This is a genomic window from Pseudomonas ekonensis, from assembly GCF_019145435.1.
Lineage (GTDB): Bacteria > Pseudomonadota > Gammaproteobacteria > Pseudomonadales > Pseudomonadaceae > Aquipseudomonas > Aquipseudomonas ekonensis.
In genome coordinates this window covers 2,048,371-2,063,032 of the sequence record NZ_JAHSTS010000002.1, presented here as the reverse complement: position 1 = coordinate 2,063,032, position 14,662 = coordinate 2,048,371, and the positions used below count along the sequence as shown (strand labels likewise).

Sequence of the window (14,662 nt, the reverse complement as noted above, 5' to 3'; positions counted from 1 at the left end):
CTCAAGCTGCCTGTTTGGCCGTGACGAAAGCCGCGAGGCTGGTCACGTTGGCGAAATGGTTGCGGTTGTCCTTGGCATCGGCGTCGATCTTGATGCCGTACTTCTTCTGGATGGCCAGGCCCAGTTCCAGGGCGTCGACGGAATCCAGGCCCAGGCCCTCGCCGAACAGCGTCATGTCGTCGTCGATGTCGTCGACGCTGATGTCTTCGAGGCCCAGGGCATCGATGATCAGCCGTTTTATCTCACGGTGCAGATCGCTCATCTTCGGCGAGCTCCTTAATGAAAAATTGGTGCAAATGATCGTTTAGCTTGCGCGAGGCCTGGGGTGCGGGCCCCTGCGCGGCAAAGGTCTGTGGGTCTATATCGGCGCCGACGCGAAAACTGAAATGCACGCGGCGGCTGGGGATCCGATACCAGGGTTCGGCCTTGGTCAGCGTGGTGGGGCTGACCTTGATGATCACCGGTGTGAGAAGTCTGGCACCGCGCAGCGCGATGGCCGCGGCCCCCCGATGAAAGGCCGGCGGCTGCCCCGGGCGGGTGCGGGTGCCTTCGGGGAAAATGATCAGGGGCTGGCCGTCCTTCAGGGCGTCGGCGGCGGCATCGAGCATTTCCAGGCTGCCGTCGTTGCTGATGTAGCCGGTGCGGCGCAGCGGGCCGCGGGTGAAGGGGTTTGTCCACAGGCTCTGTTTCACCACACAGTTGGCGTGGGGCACCAGGCCGATCAGGAACACCACGTCGATCAGCGACGGGTGGTTGGCGATGATCATCTGGCCGGGCCGGCCGAGGCGTTCGGCGCCCTGGATGTCGTAGGTCAGCACGCCGGTGCGGGCCATGAACCGCACGAAAAACCAGAACAGCCGGCTGACGGTCTGGCGCGCGCGCCGGCGATGGGCCTGGGCGTCGCCCGGCAGGCAGGCCAGCAACGGAAACACCAGCAGGCGCAGGCACAGGCCGCCGAGCCCGAACAACGCGAAGCTTGCGGCAGTGGCCAGCAGGCGCCAGAGGTAGGCGTCGCGGTGTTTTCCGGTCACAGGTTGCGTTGCCAGGTCCATACTCGATTTTTCCAGGCATGTTGGCAGAGGGTTTGCTGGCCGAGCAGGGTCTGCACGAGGTTCAGCGCGTGGGGCCAGTGCGCTTTGGACAGCGCTTGCGGGGCGCTGTTCAGCGTCAGCCGCCAGCCGGTGCCCGGCGTCAGCAGCAGGCCGAGGGCGTAGGGAAACGGCACGTCGTCGATCCACGCCGAATAGGCCTGGGGCGGCTGCTCTTCGGCGATCACCAGCAGGACGGCCGGAGCGCCTTCGTCAAGCAGGGCGCAGGCTTCGAGCATGCCGTGCTCCAGCCCGTCGCCGGCGGCGGCAAGCGCGGTCATCTCGCTGGTTTCGCCGCGCATGATCGACCACAGGCCGATGATCGCGTTGTGCACCGACAGGCTGAACTGGGTCGGCGAAAGCGGCTGTTCCGTGGCCAGGTCGCTGAGGATGTCGAAGGTGCGAGGGGTTTCGCCGTGCCGCGACACGAACACCAGCGGCAGCTCGTCCCGGCCTTCGGCCAGGGGCCAGCCGACGCTGAACGCCATCCGTGCCAGACGGCTGAGCCGGCGGCGCTGCATGGCCGGCAGGAACGACACATCGGGCGCGGCGTCGCTGGCCTCGGGCACGACCGGCCGCCGGCTCCAGTCCAGCCAGGCCTGCTCGCTGTCGAGCCCCGGAGCCCATGCGCGCCATTGGGCGATGTTGAAGTTGATCACGGACATTCATCCCGCCCCTGCGGGCTTCATTGACGCGGTTCGACCGATGCCGCGGCCGGGCTTGGGGTGCCGTAGGCGCGGCGCCTGGCGCCGGGTGGCGCGCATTATCCCGGTGCGACGAGTGTGTAGCAAATGTTGGTTACATTTTGTACAGCACAACGTACCGAATGGTGCGCATTGCAGACTGTCGGTGGTTATTTTCCAGATTGCGCAAGCCGTGTCTGTCAGCCAAGTCAGCGTGAGCGGGCAGAGTCTGCGGGAATGTTGTCGGCTATTTGCGTATGACCTTGTAGTCCGCTTCGGCGAAGGTAGCGAAGCAGGGGCAGGCGCATCTACACTCGGTCATTCTTTGATGGACGGAGGTCTAGTCATGCGGCGCGTGGTGTTCAATCAGAAAGGTGGCGTGGGCAAATCCAGCATTGCCTGCAATCTGGCGGCGGTCAGCGCCAGCGAAGGCTATCGCACGCTGTTGGTGGATCTCGACGCCCAGGCCAACTCGACCCAGTACCTGACCGGGCTCACCGGGGAAGACATCCCGATGGGCATCGCCGACTTCTTCAAGCAGACGCTCTCGTCGGGGCCGTTCTCGAAGAAGAACCAGGTGGACATCTACGAGACTCCCTTCGACAACCTGCACGTCATCACCGCCACCGCGGAGCTTGCCGACCTGCAGCCCAAGCTTGAGGCCAAGCACAAGATCAACAAGCTGCGAAAATTGCTGGAAGAACTGGACGGCGAGTACGACCGGATCTACCTCGACACCCCGCCGGCCTTGAACTTCTATGCCGTATCGGCGTTGATCGCCGCTGACCGCGTGCTGATCCCCTTCGATTGCGACAGCTTCTCGCGCCAGGCGCTGTACGGCCTGATGGCGGAGATCGAAGAACTGAAGGACGACCACAACGAAGCGCTGGAGGTGGAAGGCATCGTGGTCAACCAGTTCCAGGCCCGGGCCAGCCTGCCCCAGCAGATGCTCGACGAGCTGATTGCCGAGGGCCTGCCGGTGCTGCCGGTGTACCTGGCCAGTTCGGTCAAGATGCGTGAATCGCACCAGGCCAGCATCCCGTTGATCCACCTGGACCCGCGGCACAAGCTGACCCAGCAGTTCGTCGAGCTGCACAACCTGCTGACCGACGCCTGAAACGGCAGGAGCGAGCCTGCTCGCTCCTGCATGGTCGGGACGGGTGTCAGATGCCCTGGCTGCGCAGCCAGGCCATCAGTTGCGGCAGCGGAAACGCGCCGCTCTGGCGCGCCACTTCCTTGCCGTTCCTGAACAGGATCAGGCTCGGGATCGAACGGATCCCCAACTGCGCCGCCAACTGTTGGTTGGCCTCGCTGTCGAGTTTGGCCAGCCGGCACTTGCCCGCCAGTTGCGCGGCGGCCTGCTCGAACACCGGCGCAAACGATTTGCACGGCCCGCACCAGTCCGCCCACACGTCCACCAGCAGCGGCAGGTCGCCCTTGATCTGGCTGGCGTAGTCGCCCTGATTCAGCTCGAAAGGCTTGTCCAGCAGGACATCGGCCTTGCAGCGCCCGCATTTGGGCCGGTCGCCCAAGCGTTCGGCGGGGATGCGGTTGAGGCCGTTGCAGGTGGGGCAGGGGATGAGGAGTGCTTCAGTCATGGGAATTCTTCGATAGGCGTTCGGTGAGCATTAACTGGTGTCGCGAGTGCGAATTATCAATGTCGCAACTGCTCACAGTTTCAACCGGTTCCCGGCTCGGATCAAAACTACGCTGCAAGGTACCTGAACGTTTTGTGCGTCTATCGCCAGGAGATCGCTTTGCCTGAATCAGCGTGCTACTTTTGTTGCACTTTTTGGGAGTCCAATGACTCCTTCTTCTCGGAACGGAGTGACGCCATGTCCGTAACTTCCAGGATCCGTCGCCAAGGTGGGGCGGCGATCATCACGATACCGCCGACACTGCTCAAGCTCATGCACCTTGAAGTGGGTGCGCAGCTTGAACTGAATGTGGTGGATGGCGAACTGATTGCCCGTCCGGTGGATCCACCCGCACGTAAACGCTACCGGTTGTCTGAGCTGCTTGAGGGGGGCGAGCAGCTTCAAGAGTTGAATGCTCAGACGGCCGAAGCCCGGGAAGGCAGTCCGATCGGGCGGGAATTGGGTTGATGGTGCGCAGGCAGCCCCCGCAGCGGGGGGATGTGTACTGGATCGATCCCAATCCCGTGGCCGGAAGGGAAATGATGAACCGCCACCGCTTTGTCGTTATCACGCCGCGCGAGATCAACGCATTGGGCGTCAGCATGACCGTCCCGGTGACCAGCGGCGGCAACTTTGCCCGCAGCACTGGCCTGACCGTGACCGTCAACGGCCATGAGACCAATGGTGTGGCGGTGTGCAACCAGGTGCGAAGTTTCGATATCGAGCAGCGTGTGCGTGAAGGGTCGGCCAGGTTCATCGAGCGGTTGGACGACGTGACGATGGCGGACATCGTCGCTCGTGTCGTGAGCGCCATCGACCCTCTGGAATGAAACGGCTCACGACGAACAACTGATCTCCAGATGCTTGCCCCACTCCGGCGGCCGCTCGGCGTAGCTTTCCATACCCGGCTGTTCCTCGAACGGCTTGCTCAGCACCGCGTGCAGCCGGCGAACCTCTGAATAGTCGCCGGCCTCGGCCGCTTCGATGGCCCGCTGGGCCAGGTAGTTGCGCAAGGTATACAGCGGATTGACCGCGTGCATGCGCGCCCGGCGCTGTTCCTGGCCGGTGTCGCCGTCCCGCGCAGCGCGGGCGACATAGCGTTCGCCCCAGGCATCGAAACCCTTGATGTCGACGAAGTCGTCGCGCAGCCGGGCGACGGCCTGTTCCGCCGGCTCTTCGCCCAGGCGGCGGAAGAACAGGGTGTAGTCGACGCCGCTGTTCTGCATCAGTTGCAGCAACTGTTCGAGCAATGCCTGGTCCCCGTCCTCGGCGGTGGTGAAGCCGAAGCGGCGGCGCATCAGGTCCAGGTAATGCGCCTGGAACAGCGGCAGGTACAGGCCGAGGGTTTCGCGCAGGGCCTCGACGCTGATGAACGGCGTCAGGGCCTGGGCCAGGGCGCTGAGGTTCCATTGGCCGACCGGCACCTGGTTGCTGAAGGAGTAGCGGCCCTGGTCGTCGGAATGGTTGCAGATGAAGTGGGCGTCGAAGTCGTCGAGGAAGGCATACGGGCCGTAGTCGAAGGTGATGCCGAGGATCGACATGTTGTCGGTGTTCATCACCCCGTGGCAGAAGCCGTAGGCCTGCCATTGGGCGATCAGTGCGGCGTTGCGCTCGACGATTTCGCGGAACATCGCCAGGTAGGGTTCCGGCTGTTCCAGGCAATGGGGGAAATGCTCGGCCAGCACGTGTTCGCCCAGTTGCTTCTGCTGCTCGGTGCGCTGGGTGTAGTAGAAGTATTCGAAATGGCCGAAGCGGATGTGGCTCGGCGCCAGGCGCAGCACCATCGCCGCCCGTTCCTGCTTCTCGCGCCATACCGGGGTGTCTGAGCCGATCACGCACAAGGCGCGGCTGGTGGGGATGTTCAGGGCATGCAGCGCCTCGGAGGCGAGGAACTCGCGGATCGACGAGCGCAGCACCGCACGGCCGTCGCCCATGCGCGAGAACGGCGTCTGCCCGGCGCCCTTGAGGTGCAGGTCCCAGTGTTCGCCGGCATCGTTGACCGCTTCACCCAGCAGCAGGCCGCGACCGTCGCCCAGCTGCGGCGTGTAGCCGCCGAACTGATGCCCGGAATAGACCATCGCCCGCGGTTCGGCATCGGCCCAGAGTGTGTGGCCGCCGAACAGCTCGGCGAACGCCTGCGTGTCGGCCGTCGCCGGGTCGAGATCCAGCAGCGCCATGGCCGCGGGGCTGGCGACTACCAGCCGCGGGTTGTCGATGGGATCGGGCAGCACATGGGCCGAGAACGCATCGCCCAGGCGGGCGAAGCGGTTGTCGAAGGTCAGTTCGTCGAGGGCTTTCAAGGGCCGGCTCCAGCAGAATGTCCGAGCATTCTGCTGGGAATAGGCCGGTTAGTCGAGCTTGGCCGGCGGCGGTTCCTGCAGCGGCTTTTGGTTGTCGGCGACCGGCACGATGGTTTTGGCTTCGGGCTCGATGGGCACCATCTTGTATTCCTGGCCGTGGAGGTTTTTCAGGTAGACCTCCATCTGGCGGAACGAGATGTTGATGTGCTGCTTCTTGAACTCGCGGTTGATGAAGCGGTTGACCTCGTCGATCACCGGGTTGCGGTCGCCGAGGTCGCGCACGTGCATGCGCAGTTCGTGGTCCAGGGTGCTTTCGCCGAAGTTGAGGAAGTACACGTGCGGCTCCGGCTCCTTGAGCACCCGCGGGTTTTCCCGGGCGGCCTTGAGCAGCAGCTCCTTGACCAGGTCCAGGTCGGAGCCGTAGTCCACGCCCAGCTTGAGCGTGACCCGGGTGATGGTGTCGGTCAGCGACCAGTTGATCAGTTGCCCGGTGATGAACGTCTTGTTCGGGACGATGATGTCCTTGCGGTCGAAGTCGGTGATGGTGGTGGCGCGGATGCGGATCTTGCTTACCGTGCCCGACAGGTTGCCGATGGTGATGGTGTCGCCGATCCGCACCGGGCGCTCGAACAGGATCATGATGCCGGAGATGAAGTTGGCGAAGATTTCCTGCATGCCGAAACCCAGGCCCACCGACAGCGCCGCCACCAGCCATTGCAGCTTGTCCCAGCTCACCCCGAGGGTGGAGAGGGTGGAGACGAAACCGACCCCGGCGATCACGTAGGACAGCAGCGTCGTGGTGGCGTAGGCGCTGCCCTGGGCCAGGTTGAGCTTGGACAGCACGAACACTTCGAGCAGGCCCGGCAGGTTGCGCGCCAGGGCGAAGGTGATGCCGATGATGATCAGCGCGCCGAGCATGTCGCCGATGCTGATCGGCACCATGCTCATGTTGGCGCCGGTGCCGCTGGTGTATTCGTAGAGGGTGACGTTGTCCAGGTACGAGAACACCGTGATCAGGTCCGCCCACGCCCAGTACAGCGCCGCGATGAAGCCGCCGAGCAGGGCCAGGCGGATCAGGCGCAGGGACTGTTCGTTGACCTTCTCGATGTCCAGGGTCGGCTCTTCGATGACGGCTTCGCCGTCGCCGGCTTCCTTGGCCGCCTGCCGCTTGGCCAGCGCCCGCTGGTAGGCCAGGCGCCGTGCCGCCACGGCCAGGCCGCGCACGAAGGTGGCCTCGATGACCAGCCAGAGCATCAGCAGGTACAGGGTGTTGATCAGGCGGTCGCTGAGCTTCAGCGCGGTGTAGTAGTAGCCGAAGCACACCGCGACGAACAGCGCGATCGGCAGCAGGGTGAACATGATCCCCACGGCCTTGCGGAACAGCGAGGCGTTCTCGTGGGTCGGGCTGCTGATCAGCAGGCGGCTGAGCAGCCAGGCCATCAGGGCGTAGCAGGTCAGCACCACCGGCATGCCGATCACATCGTCGGCCAGCGCCGCCGGTTGCAGTTCGGCGACCGCCACCACGGCCACCAGCGCCATCACCACCAGCCCGAGCCGGCGGATCCAGCCTTGGAGGAACTCGACCTGCGGCTTCTCCCAGCGGAAGTGCAGCTCGGCCACGCCGCCCGGCGCCAGGATCCGGTAGGCGGTGTAGAACACCAGCCAGGCCTGGGCCATCTGCAGCAAGGCCGCGCCCATGTTGGCGTTCTGCCCCCGGGCGTCGATCTGCAGGGCCAGGCCGCAGAGGGCCAGGCCCAGGGTCACCGGCATCGCCAGCAGGATGTTGATCAGGATCGCCTGGGGGGTGTGCCACTGGCTGTCGCGCTTGAAGTGGCCGATGTCCTGGTGGACCTTGTTCAATCGCGCATACAGGTGCTTGCGCCGCCACAGCAGCGCGCCGATCAGCAGGGCCAGCGGCAGGAACAGCAGCGGACGCTGGGTCAGGCCGTCGGTCAGTTCGCTGAGGCTGGAGGCCAGGGGCAAGGTGTCGATCTGCCGTTTGAGGCGCTCCGCAATGCCACGCATCCATTCCAGGTCCAGCGGCTTGTTGCTGGGGATCCAGAACATCTGCTCGTCGAGGGTCGCGCGCAGGCTTTGGGCGGTGCTCAGCAGTTGCTTCTGGTTCAGCTGCAGGGTGATCGATTCGTTGAGCACCGCGCTCAGTTCGCGGTTCAGTCGCTCCAGCAGGTCGGCGCGGGTGTTGGCCAGCTCCAGCAGGCTTTTGCGCAGCTGCGGGGTGTTTTGCTCCGGCGGCTGGGTGGACAGCAGATTGTCGACGTAGGCGGCCGGGTTGCTCAGCAGTTCGCGTTGCTGGCTGACTTCGAACTGGTACAGGCGGATGTCGGCGATCTGGTCCGCCAGGTCACGGTCGACCCGCAGCCTTGGCAGCGCCTGCTTCTGCTTGTAGAGGATCTTGGACAGCAGCAGGCTGCCCTTGAGCACGTTGATCTGCTCGTCGAGGGCCGAGTCGCTCTGGGTCAGGCTGTCCAGCTGCTGTTTGGTCTGCAGGTTCTGCTGGGTGACTTCGTTGAGGCGGTCGGTGCTCTTGAGCAAGTAGTCCGAGAGTTTCAGGTTGGCCGCGCTTTCGGTGGCCAGCAGGCTGCTGCCGCCGGCCTTCTGGGCCTCGATGGACTGCTGGGTGACGGTCTCCTGGGACTGGGCCAGGCGCTTCTGGTTGATCAGGGTCTGCAGTTCCTGGAGCTCGCGGTCCAGGCGGTCGGACTTCTCCGAGAGCAGGTCATGCTGGCTGTTGCCCAGATCCTGCAGCTGGCTGTTGCCGGCCAGTTCCTGGCGGCGCAGCGGGATCAGGGCGTTCAGGGCCACGAGTTCGGCATTGAGCAGGTCGCGCTGTTCGGCGGTCAGCGGCTTGCCGCTGTCCTTGCCGGTCTTGAGCACGGTGTTGATCTGCTGGATGCGCGTCTGGCTGCCGGCGATCTCGGCCTGGGCACGCTCGGGGCGGGTCTGGGCGGTGATGATCAGGCTGTTGGCGTCGGCCAGGGCCTTCTGCATGTCGCTCTGCTGGGTCGAGCGCTCGGCCAGCATCTGCTCCAGTTGCGCGATCGATTCCTTGGGGAAGCGCTGCGCCACCGGCACCACGCTGCTGGCCTTGAGGCGCGTCAGCTCGCGGGTGTTGTCCAGGGTCTGCTTGGGGGCGGTGGCCAGCAGTTGCTTGAGGTCGCTCAGCTTGCGTTCGTAGTCGCGCCGGTTGTTGAGCTGGGTCAGCGTGTTCTGCAGCACCGTCTGCAGGGCCTTCTGGTCGGCCTCCGGCAGTTTGCGGTCGGCGATCTTGTCCAGGCTGGCCTGGACGGCTTCGCTGGACGGCGGCTCGGCGGCTTGAAGCGGGCCGACGGAAAGACTCAGGCCCAGCAGGGCCGCGGCGAAAAAGGAACGCAGGGTAGGCATAGAGACCGGTCAAGCAAGTGATGGTGGACGCAGTTTAGAGGAAGAGCCCGGGGCCCGGGCGACTTCCTTCGGGGAATCTGACGCCCACTTTGCCGATCTTGTTCCCGTCCATGACCGCGACCGTCCAGTGGGTGTTGTTCCACTCCACCTGGTCGCCGACCACCGGGGCACCCCCGACTTTCTGGGCGATGAAGCGGCCCAGGGTCATGTCCGGATCGATGCCCTCGGCGGACAGGCCGTAAAGGGCGGCGACGGCTTTAAGCTGGGCGTCTCCTTCGAGCACGAAGTCGCCGAAGAAGCGCAGGTCCAGGCCCCGCTGCGGTGCCTGGCTGAACAGTTTTCCGAGGGCCGGCAGGTTGTGTTCGTGGCCGATGACGCACAGCAGATCATCGACTTCCAGCACCGTGCTACCCGACGGATGGAGCAGTTGCTGGCCACGGAACAGGGCCGCGATGCGGGTGCCCTCGGGCATTTTCAGCTCGCGCAGGGGCGAGCCGATGCACCATTTCTCGGCGCCGAGGCGGTAGACGAACAGCTCCCACTCGCTGGTGACGTGCACCTCCAGCGCCGAGCGCGATATCGGCGCCGGCTCCGGAGGCACCGTGACCTTCAGCAGGCGGGCGACCCACGGCAGGCTGGTGCCCTGCACCAGCAGCGACACCAGCACGATGAAGAAGGCGAGGTTGAAGTACAGCTGCGCATTGGGCAGCCCGGCCATCAGCGGGAACACCGCCAGGATGATCGGCACCGCGCCGCGCAGGCCGACCCAGGAAATGAAGGCTTTCTCGCGGCCGTGGAACGCCTTGAACGGCAGCAGGCCGACCACCACCGACAGCGGCCGGGCGAACAGGATCATCCACAGCGCCAGGCCCAGGGCGGGCAGGGCGATGGGCAGCAAATCGTGCGGGGTGACCAACAGCCCCAGCACCAGGAACATGCCGATCTGCGCCAGCCAGGCCATGCCGTCGAGCATGTGCAGGATGCCGTGGCGGCTGCGCACCGGGCGGTTGCCGATCACCAGGCCGCACAGGTACACCGCCAGGAAGCCGCTGCCGTGCAAGGCGTTGGTCAGGGCGAACACCACCAGGCCGCCGGCGATCACCAGGATCGGGTACAGGCCGGTGGCGAGGTTGATCCGGTTGACCAGTTGCAGCATCAGCCAGCCGCCGCCCAGGCCGATCACCCCGCCGATGCCGAACTCGCGGACCAGGTGGGTGAGCAGGCTCCAGTGCAGGCCGGTCTGGCCGCTGGCGAGCATGTCGATCAGGGTGACGGTGAGGAACACCGCCATCGGGTCGTTGCTGCCGGATTCGATTTCCAGGCTGGCGGTCACCCGTTCGTTCAGGCCCTTGCCGCCGAGCAGCGAGAACACCGCCGCGGCGTCGGTGGAACCGACGATGGCGCCGATCAGCAGGCCCTGGATCAGGTTCAGGTCGAACAGCCAGGCCGCGGCCATGCCGGTCAGCCCCGTGGTGATCAGCACCCCGACCGTGGCTAGCGACAGCGCCGGCCACAGCGCCACGCGAAAACTCGACACCCGCGTGCGCAGGCCGCCGTCGAGCAGGATCACCGCGAGCGCCAGGTTGCCGACCAGGTAGGCCGTCGGGTAGTTGTCGAAGATGATCCCGCCGCCGTCGACCCCGGCGGTCATGCCCACGGCGAGGATGATGACCAGGATCGGGATGCCCAGGCGGGAGGACAGTGAGCTCACCAGAATGCTTGCACCTACCAGCAACGCGCCGATCAAGAACAGGCTGTTGATGGTCGTCGCATTCAAAGGCATCACTCCAGAAAAGCGTAAAGGCGGGCACGGACTGACCATGCAGTCTGTGTGCCAGCGATAATAACCTGCGCAAATGCGCGGCTGTCAAAGAGCTTTTTGCGCGCCCCTTGCGATACCGCGGACAGACTTGGATTTTGTGGTGAGGGAGCAGGCTCCCTCACCACTGGAGGGCTTAGAGGCTGAAGCGGCCGACCATGTTGTTCAGATCCAGCGCCAGGCGCGACAGTTCGTTGCTCGCCGCACTGGTCTGATTCGCGCCGGTGGCCGACTGCACCGACAGGTCGCGGATGTTCACCAGGTTGCGGTCCACTTCCCGCGCCACCTGTGCCTGTTCTTCGGCGGCGCTGGCGATCACCAGGTTGCGCTCGTTGATCTCGACGATGGCGCTGTTGATGGTGTCCAGCGACAGGCCGGCGCCGCGGGCGATGTTCAGGGTCGATTCGGCGCGCTCGGTGCTGTTGCGCATCGAGTCCACGGCGTGTTCGGTGCCGCTCTGGATGCTGCCGATCATCCGCTCGATCTCGCTGGTCGACTGCTGGGTGCGGTGGGCCAGGGCCCGCACTTCGTCGGCCACCACGGCGAAGCCGCGACCGGCTTCGCCTGCACGGGCGGCCTCGATGGCGGCGTTGAGGGCCAGCAGGTTGGTCTGGTCGGCCAGGCCGCGGATCACGTCCAGCACCTTGCCGATGTCGCGGGACTCGTTGGCCAGGTCGCCGATCAGGGTGGCGGTGCTCTGCACGTCGGCGCTCATGCGTTCGATGGCGCTGACGGTCTCCATCACCAGGTCGCGGCCGTCGCCGGCGGAGGTGGTGGCGTGCCGGGAGGCTTCGGAGGTGCTGACCGCGTTGCGGGCGACTTCTTCCACGGCGCTGGTCATTTCGTTGACGGCGGTGGCGGCCTGCTCGATCTCGTTGTTCTGCTGGGTCAGGCCACGGGCGCTTTCGTCAGTGACGCTGTTGAGCTCTTCGGCGGCGGAGGCCAGTTGGGTGGCCGAACCGGAGATCCGCTGCAGGGTGTCGCGCAGCTTGGACTGCATCTTGGCCATGGCCGCCAGCAGGCGACCGGCTTCGTCGCTGCCGTCGACGTGGATCGAACGGGTCAGGTTGCCTTCGGCGATGGTCTCCGCCGCGTCCAGGGCCTTGGCGATCGGCTTGGTGATGCTGACCGTCAGCAGCCAGGCGAACAGGAAGGTCAGGCCGGTGGCGATCACCAGCAGGCTCACCACCAGGGTGAACGCGGTGGCGTACTGGTCGGCGGCGTTCTGGTTGGTCTTGCTGATCTGCTCGCCGTTGATCTGCATCAGCTGGTTGAGCACGGTGTTGATCGCTTCGGAGTTGTCCAGAAGCTCGGTGTTCACCAGATTGCGCAGTGCGTCCACCTGATTGTTGCGCGACAGGGTCTTCATCCGGTCTTCGATCTGGCGGTACTGACCCAGCAACTGCACGTACTGGTCATAGGCGGCACGTTCCTGCGGGCTGCTGATCAGCGGCTCGTAGTCGGTCTGGGCCTTGCGGATCTGCTGGTTGCGCATCTCCAGCAGCTCGATGGTCTTCTGCTGGACGTCCGGTTCGCGGTTCACCAGCAGGCGGTACGACAGCACCCGCAGACGCAGGGACAGCTGCGTGAACTCGTCGAGGTTCTTGATGCTCGGCACGCTGCTGGAGGTGATGTTCTCGGCGGCGCCGCGGATGTTGCTCATCTGGTTCAGGGCGAAGACCCCGAGGATCAGCATCAGGGCGCCGATCAGGGAGAATCCGGTGAAGGCCCGGGGGGCGATGTTCATGTTGCGAAGGGACATTGGGGATACCAGGAAGGGCCGCGTCCTTGCGGGCTGAGACTGCTGTTGGCTGACTTATCGGTCATGGGATGGAAGTCTTGAGCCCCTGTGCGCATTTGCCGCATCGGGCCCCAAGCGACGAAGTGCAGGAACCCAATCGGCCGACGGCAGTCTCTAAAGCTCGCGAGAACGGTCGCCCGCCAGGAAAATCAAGGCCTTGCGCCGGTTTAGCCCTGGCATCCCCGGTGACTTTTCTTTATCGTACGCGCCCTTTGAAAAATGCCTGGAAATCAAAATGTTGGAAGCCTCCCTCAGCCAATTGGAACAGCTCGTCAGCGACCTGGTGCAGCAGAACCAGACCCTTTCGCACACCAACCAGACCCTGACCGCGGAACTGGCCCAGGCCAAGGATGAAAACGAAAGCCTGCAACTGAGCCTGATGGAGCAGGAAGAGAAGCACGGCGCCACCGCCGCCCGCATCCAGGCCCTGGTCGACCGGGTCAACGCAGGTCCGGTCAGCGTATGAGCCACGGAGCCGGGGTAAAGGTCATCTCCATTCTCGGGGAAGACTATTCGATCAAGGCGCCGGCCGGGGAAGAACAGACCCTGATGGACGCGGCCATGATGCTCAAGGCCGCGCTGGCCGACACCAAGCGCAAGTACCCGACCCTGATCGGCGACCGCCTGCTGGTGCTGGCGGCGATGAACCTGTGCTCGCAGCAGATCGAAATGAAGAAGCAGCACCAGCAGGAACTCGAGCGTTACCAAGAGCAAGTCAGCGCCACGGTCGAGACCATTGCCAAGACCATCCAGGGTTGATGGCCTGAGCACAACCTGGGAATAAGATTGTCGATTGCGTTGTATACAATCGGCACGGCTGTTGCAGTGTTTCAGCCTCTTATTCCTTGGGGGTGATCCATGCAGTTCTGGCGGCGCAGTATTCAGTGGCAGTTGATCCTCGGCATGGGCACCGCCCTGCTGGTCAGCATTCTGATCGTGGTCGGCATTTATACCCTGGTGGTCAACCGCCTCGCCCAGAGCTATCTGGTGGAGCAGGCGCTGCCGTCGAGCATCGAGGCGACGCGCAACGACATCGAACGCATCCTCGTCCAGCCGCTGACGGCCGCCAAGGACATCGCCAGCAACCAGATGGTCCGCGACTGGCTCGCCAACGGCGAAGACAGCAGCCGAACGGCGGCCTTCGTGCAATATCTGGAAGGCATCCGCGCCGAACACAAAGCGTTCACGGCACTGATCGTCGGCACCGCCTCCAACCATTACCTCACCGAAAAAGGTCTGGACCGCACCCTCAGCCGCTCCAATCCGGCCGATGCCTGGTTCTATGCCTTTCTGGACAGCGGCCAGCCGCGCACCCTCAACATCGACAAGGACGGCGCCACCGGCGAGCTGGCGCTGTTCATCGACCTCAAGGTCGAGCAGGCCGGCAAGACGGTGGGCGTGGCGGGGCTCGGGCTGAGCATGAAAGAGCTGTCGCAGCTGATCCACGACTTCAGCTTCGGTGAGCGCGGCAAGGTCTATCTCGTGCGTTCCGACGGCCTGATCCAGGTGCATCCCGAGGCGCAGTTCAGCGGCAAGCGCACGCTGAGCGAGCAGATCGGCGCAGGTGCCGCGCAGGCTGTGCTGGGCCAGAAAAGCGCTGTGAACGCCACCTTCAGCCGCGACGGCGAAGACTTCCTCGCCTTCAGCCTGCCCCTGCGCGATCTGGGCTGGACGCTGGTGGCCGAAGTGCCGCAGTCGCAGATCTACGCCGAGGCCCGCCGGGCGATGTGGATGAGCAGCGGCATCGGCGTTGCGGTGGCGCTGCTGTGCCTGGCGCTGGTGGTGTGGCTGGCCCAGGGATTGGTGCGGCCGATCCGTCAGGTAACAGCGGCATTGGTAGCGATCGGTAGCGGTGGTGGAGATTTGACCCATCGGTTAGATTCCAGCCGGGCCGATGAGCTGGGCGACCTCGCCCGCGGCTTCAACCGTTTC

At 64.7% G+C, this 14,662-nt stretch carries 12 protein-coding genes and 3 pseudogenes; 6 read left to right on the top strand and 9 right to left on the bottom strand.

Annotation, left to right across the window (positions count from 1 at the left end):
- Position 1 precedes the first annotated feature (1 nt).
- From KVG96_RS22350 to KVG96_RS22340, 3 genes are read right to left on the bottom strand one after another with little or no spacing between them, the layout of a single operon-like run.
- Positions 2-262 (bottom strand): phosphopantetheine-binding protein, encoded by a 261-nt coding sequence (locus KVG96_RS22350; RefSeq protein ID WP_217893970.1) that lies wholly within the window; start codon positions 260-262, stop codon positions 2-4.
- Positions 243-1,052 (bottom strand): lysophospholipid acyltransferase family protein, encoded by an 810-nt coding sequence (locus tag KVG96_RS22345; protein WP_217893969.1) that lies wholly within the window; start codon positions 1,050-1,052, stop codon positions 243-245. Before KVG96_RS22345 ends, KVG96_RS22350 begins: the two co-directional genes overlap by 20 nt.
- Positions 1,028-1,753 carry a beta-ketoacyl synthase chain length factor gene (locus tag KVG96_RS22340; RefSeq protein WP_217893968.1) on the bottom strand — a complete coding sequence of 242 codons (726 nt, stop codon included), beginning with the start codon at positions 1,751-1,753 and terminating at the stop codon, positions 1,028-1,030. Before KVG96_RS22340 ends, KVG96_RS22345 begins: the two co-directional genes overlap by 25 nt.
- 364 nt (positions 1,754-2,117) lie before the next feature.
- Here KVG96_RS22340 and KVG96_RS22335 point away from each other — a divergent pair, with 364 nt between their 5' ends.
- A complete protein-coding gene (locus KVG96_RS22335; RefSeq protein WP_085585361.1) occupies positions 2,118-2,888 on the top strand; it encodes a ParA family protein in 771 nt (256 codons plus the stop codon).
- A gap of 46 nt (positions 2,889-2,934) precedes the next feature.
- On the opposite strand, the gene trxC is transcribed toward KVG96_RS22335, so the two are convergent.
- The gene (gene trxC, locus KVG96_RS22330; RefSeq protein WP_217893967.1) at positions 2,935-3,369 is read right to left on the bottom strand and encodes a thioredoxin TrxC; all 435 of its coding nucleotides are present in this window, start codon (positions 3,367-3,369) and stop codon (positions 2,935-2,937) included.
- Between the two features lie 237 nt (positions 3,370-3,606).
- Here trxC and mazE point away from each other — a divergent pair, with 237 nt between their 5' ends.
- Together mazE and mazF are read left to right on the top strand one after the other, a co-directional pair.
- Positions 3,607-3,876, top strand: coding sequence for a type II toxin-antitoxin system antitoxin MazE (mazE, locus tag KVG96_RS22325; protein ID WP_217893966.1), 270 nt, complete (start codon positions 3,607-3,609; stop codon positions 3,874-3,876).
- Positions 3,876-4,238, top strand: coding sequence for a type II toxin-antitoxin system toxin MazF (mazF, locus tag KVG96_RS22320; protein WP_217893965.1), 363 nt, complete (start codon positions 3,876-3,878; stop codon positions 4,236-4,238). Before mazE ends, mazF begins: the two co-directional genes overlap by 1 nt.
- Positions 4,239-4,244: 6 nt before the next feature.
- Here the strand turns inward: mazF and selO are convergent, their stop codons facing one another.
- The 5 genes and pseudogenes from selO to KVG96_RS27880 all read right to left on the bottom strand — a co-directional run.
- Positions 4,245-5,708: a protein adenylyltransferase SelO gene (gene selO / locus KVG96_RS22315; protein WP_217893964.1), complete on the bottom strand. Its 1,464-nt coding sequence runs from the start codon at positions 5,706-5,708 to the stop codon at positions 4,245-4,247.
- Positions 5,709-5,756: 48 nt separating this feature from the next.
- Positions 5,757-9,110, bottom strand: a complete 3,354-nt coding sequence (gene mscK, locus KVG96_RS22310) for a mechanosensitive channel MscK (RefSeq protein WP_217893963.1) — start codon at positions 9,108-9,110, stop codon at positions 5,757-5,759.
- A gap of 34 nt (positions 9,111-9,144) precedes the next feature.
- Positions 9,145-10,887: a potassium/proton antiporter gene (locus tag KVG96_RS22305; protein WP_085585348.1), complete on the bottom strand. Its 1,743-nt coding sequence runs from the start codon at positions 10,885-10,887 to the stop codon at positions 9,145-9,147.
- Positions 10,888-11,065: 178 nt separating this feature from the next.
- Positions 11,066-11,665, bottom strand: a pseudogene (locus KVG96_RS27885) (methyl-accepting chemotaxis protein); the annotation flags it as partial.
- Between the two features lie 303 nt (positions 11,666-11,968).
- Positions 11,969-12,625: pseudogene (locus KVG96_RS27880) on the bottom strand (MCP four helix bundle domain-containing protein); the annotation flags it as partial.
- Between the two features lie 340 nt (positions 12,626-12,965).
- Between KVG96_RS27880 and KVG96_RS22295 the strand changes: the two are divergent.
- The 3 genes and pseudogenes from KVG96_RS22295 to KVG96_RS27875 all read left to right on the top strand — a co-directional run.
- Positions 12,966-13,196 (top strand): hypothetical protein, encoded by a 231-nt coding sequence (locus tag KVG96_RS22295; protein ID WP_217893961.1) that lies wholly within the window; start codon positions 12,966-12,968, stop codon positions 13,194-13,196.
- Positions 13,193-13,489, top strand: coding sequence for a cell division protein ZapA (locus tag KVG96_RS22290; protein ID WP_217893960.1), 297 nt, complete (start codon positions 13,193-13,195; stop codon positions 13,487-13,489). The genes KVG96_RS22295 and KVG96_RS22290 overlap by 4 nt, the downstream gene beginning before the upstream one ends.
- A 99-nt stretch (positions 13,490-13,588) precedes the next feature.
- A pseudogene (locus tag KVG96_RS27875) lies at positions 13,589-14,659 on the top strand (HAMP domain-containing protein); the annotation flags it as partial.
- Positions 14,660-14,662 lie beyond the last annotated feature (3 nt).

What these genes read in the sequence shown, in the direction of transcription:
- KVG96_RS22295 (WP_217893961.1), top strand. Translation starts at nt 12,966, where the DNA reads ATGTTGGAAGCCTCCCTCAGCCAATTGGAACAGCTCGTCAGCGACCTG.
- mazE (WP_217893966.1), top strand. Translation starts at nt 3,607, where the DNA reads ATGTCCGTAACTTCCAGGATCCGTCGCCAAGGTGGGGCGGCGATCATC.
- KVG96_RS22340 (WP_217893968.1), bottom strand. Translation starts at nt 1,753, where the DNA reads ATGTCCGTGATCAACTTCAACATCGCCCAATGGCGCGCATGGGCTCCG.
- KVG96_RS22290 (WP_217893960.1), top strand. Translation starts at nt 13,193, where the DNA reads ATGAGCCACGGAGCCGGGGTAAAGGTCATCTCCATTCTCGGGGAAGAC.
- mscK (WP_217893963.1), bottom strand. Translation starts at nt 9,110, where the DNA reads ATGCCTACCCTGCGTTCCTTTTTCGCCGCGGCCCTGCTGGGCCTGAGT.
- KVG96_RS22350 (WP_217893970.1), bottom strand. Translation starts at nt 262, where the DNA reads ATGAGCGATCTGCACCGTGAGATAAAACGGCTGATCATCGATGCCCTG.
- mazF (WP_217893965.1), top strand. Translation starts at nt 3,876, where the DNA reads ATGGTGCGCAGGCAGCCCCCGCAGCGGGGGGATGTGTACTGGATCGAT.
- KVG96_RS22345 (WP_217893969.1), bottom strand. Translation starts at nt 1,052, where the DNA reads ATGGACCTGGCAACGCAACCTGTGACCGGAAAACACCGCGACGCCTAC.
- trxC (WP_217893967.1), bottom strand. Translation starts at nt 3,369, where the DNA reads ATGACTGAAGCACTCCTCATCCCCTGCCCCACCTGCAACGGCCTCAAC.
- KVG96_RS22335 (WP_085585361.1), top strand. Translation starts at nt 2,118, where the DNA reads ATGCGGCGCGTGGTGTTCAATCAGAAAGGTGGCGTGGGCAAATCCAGC.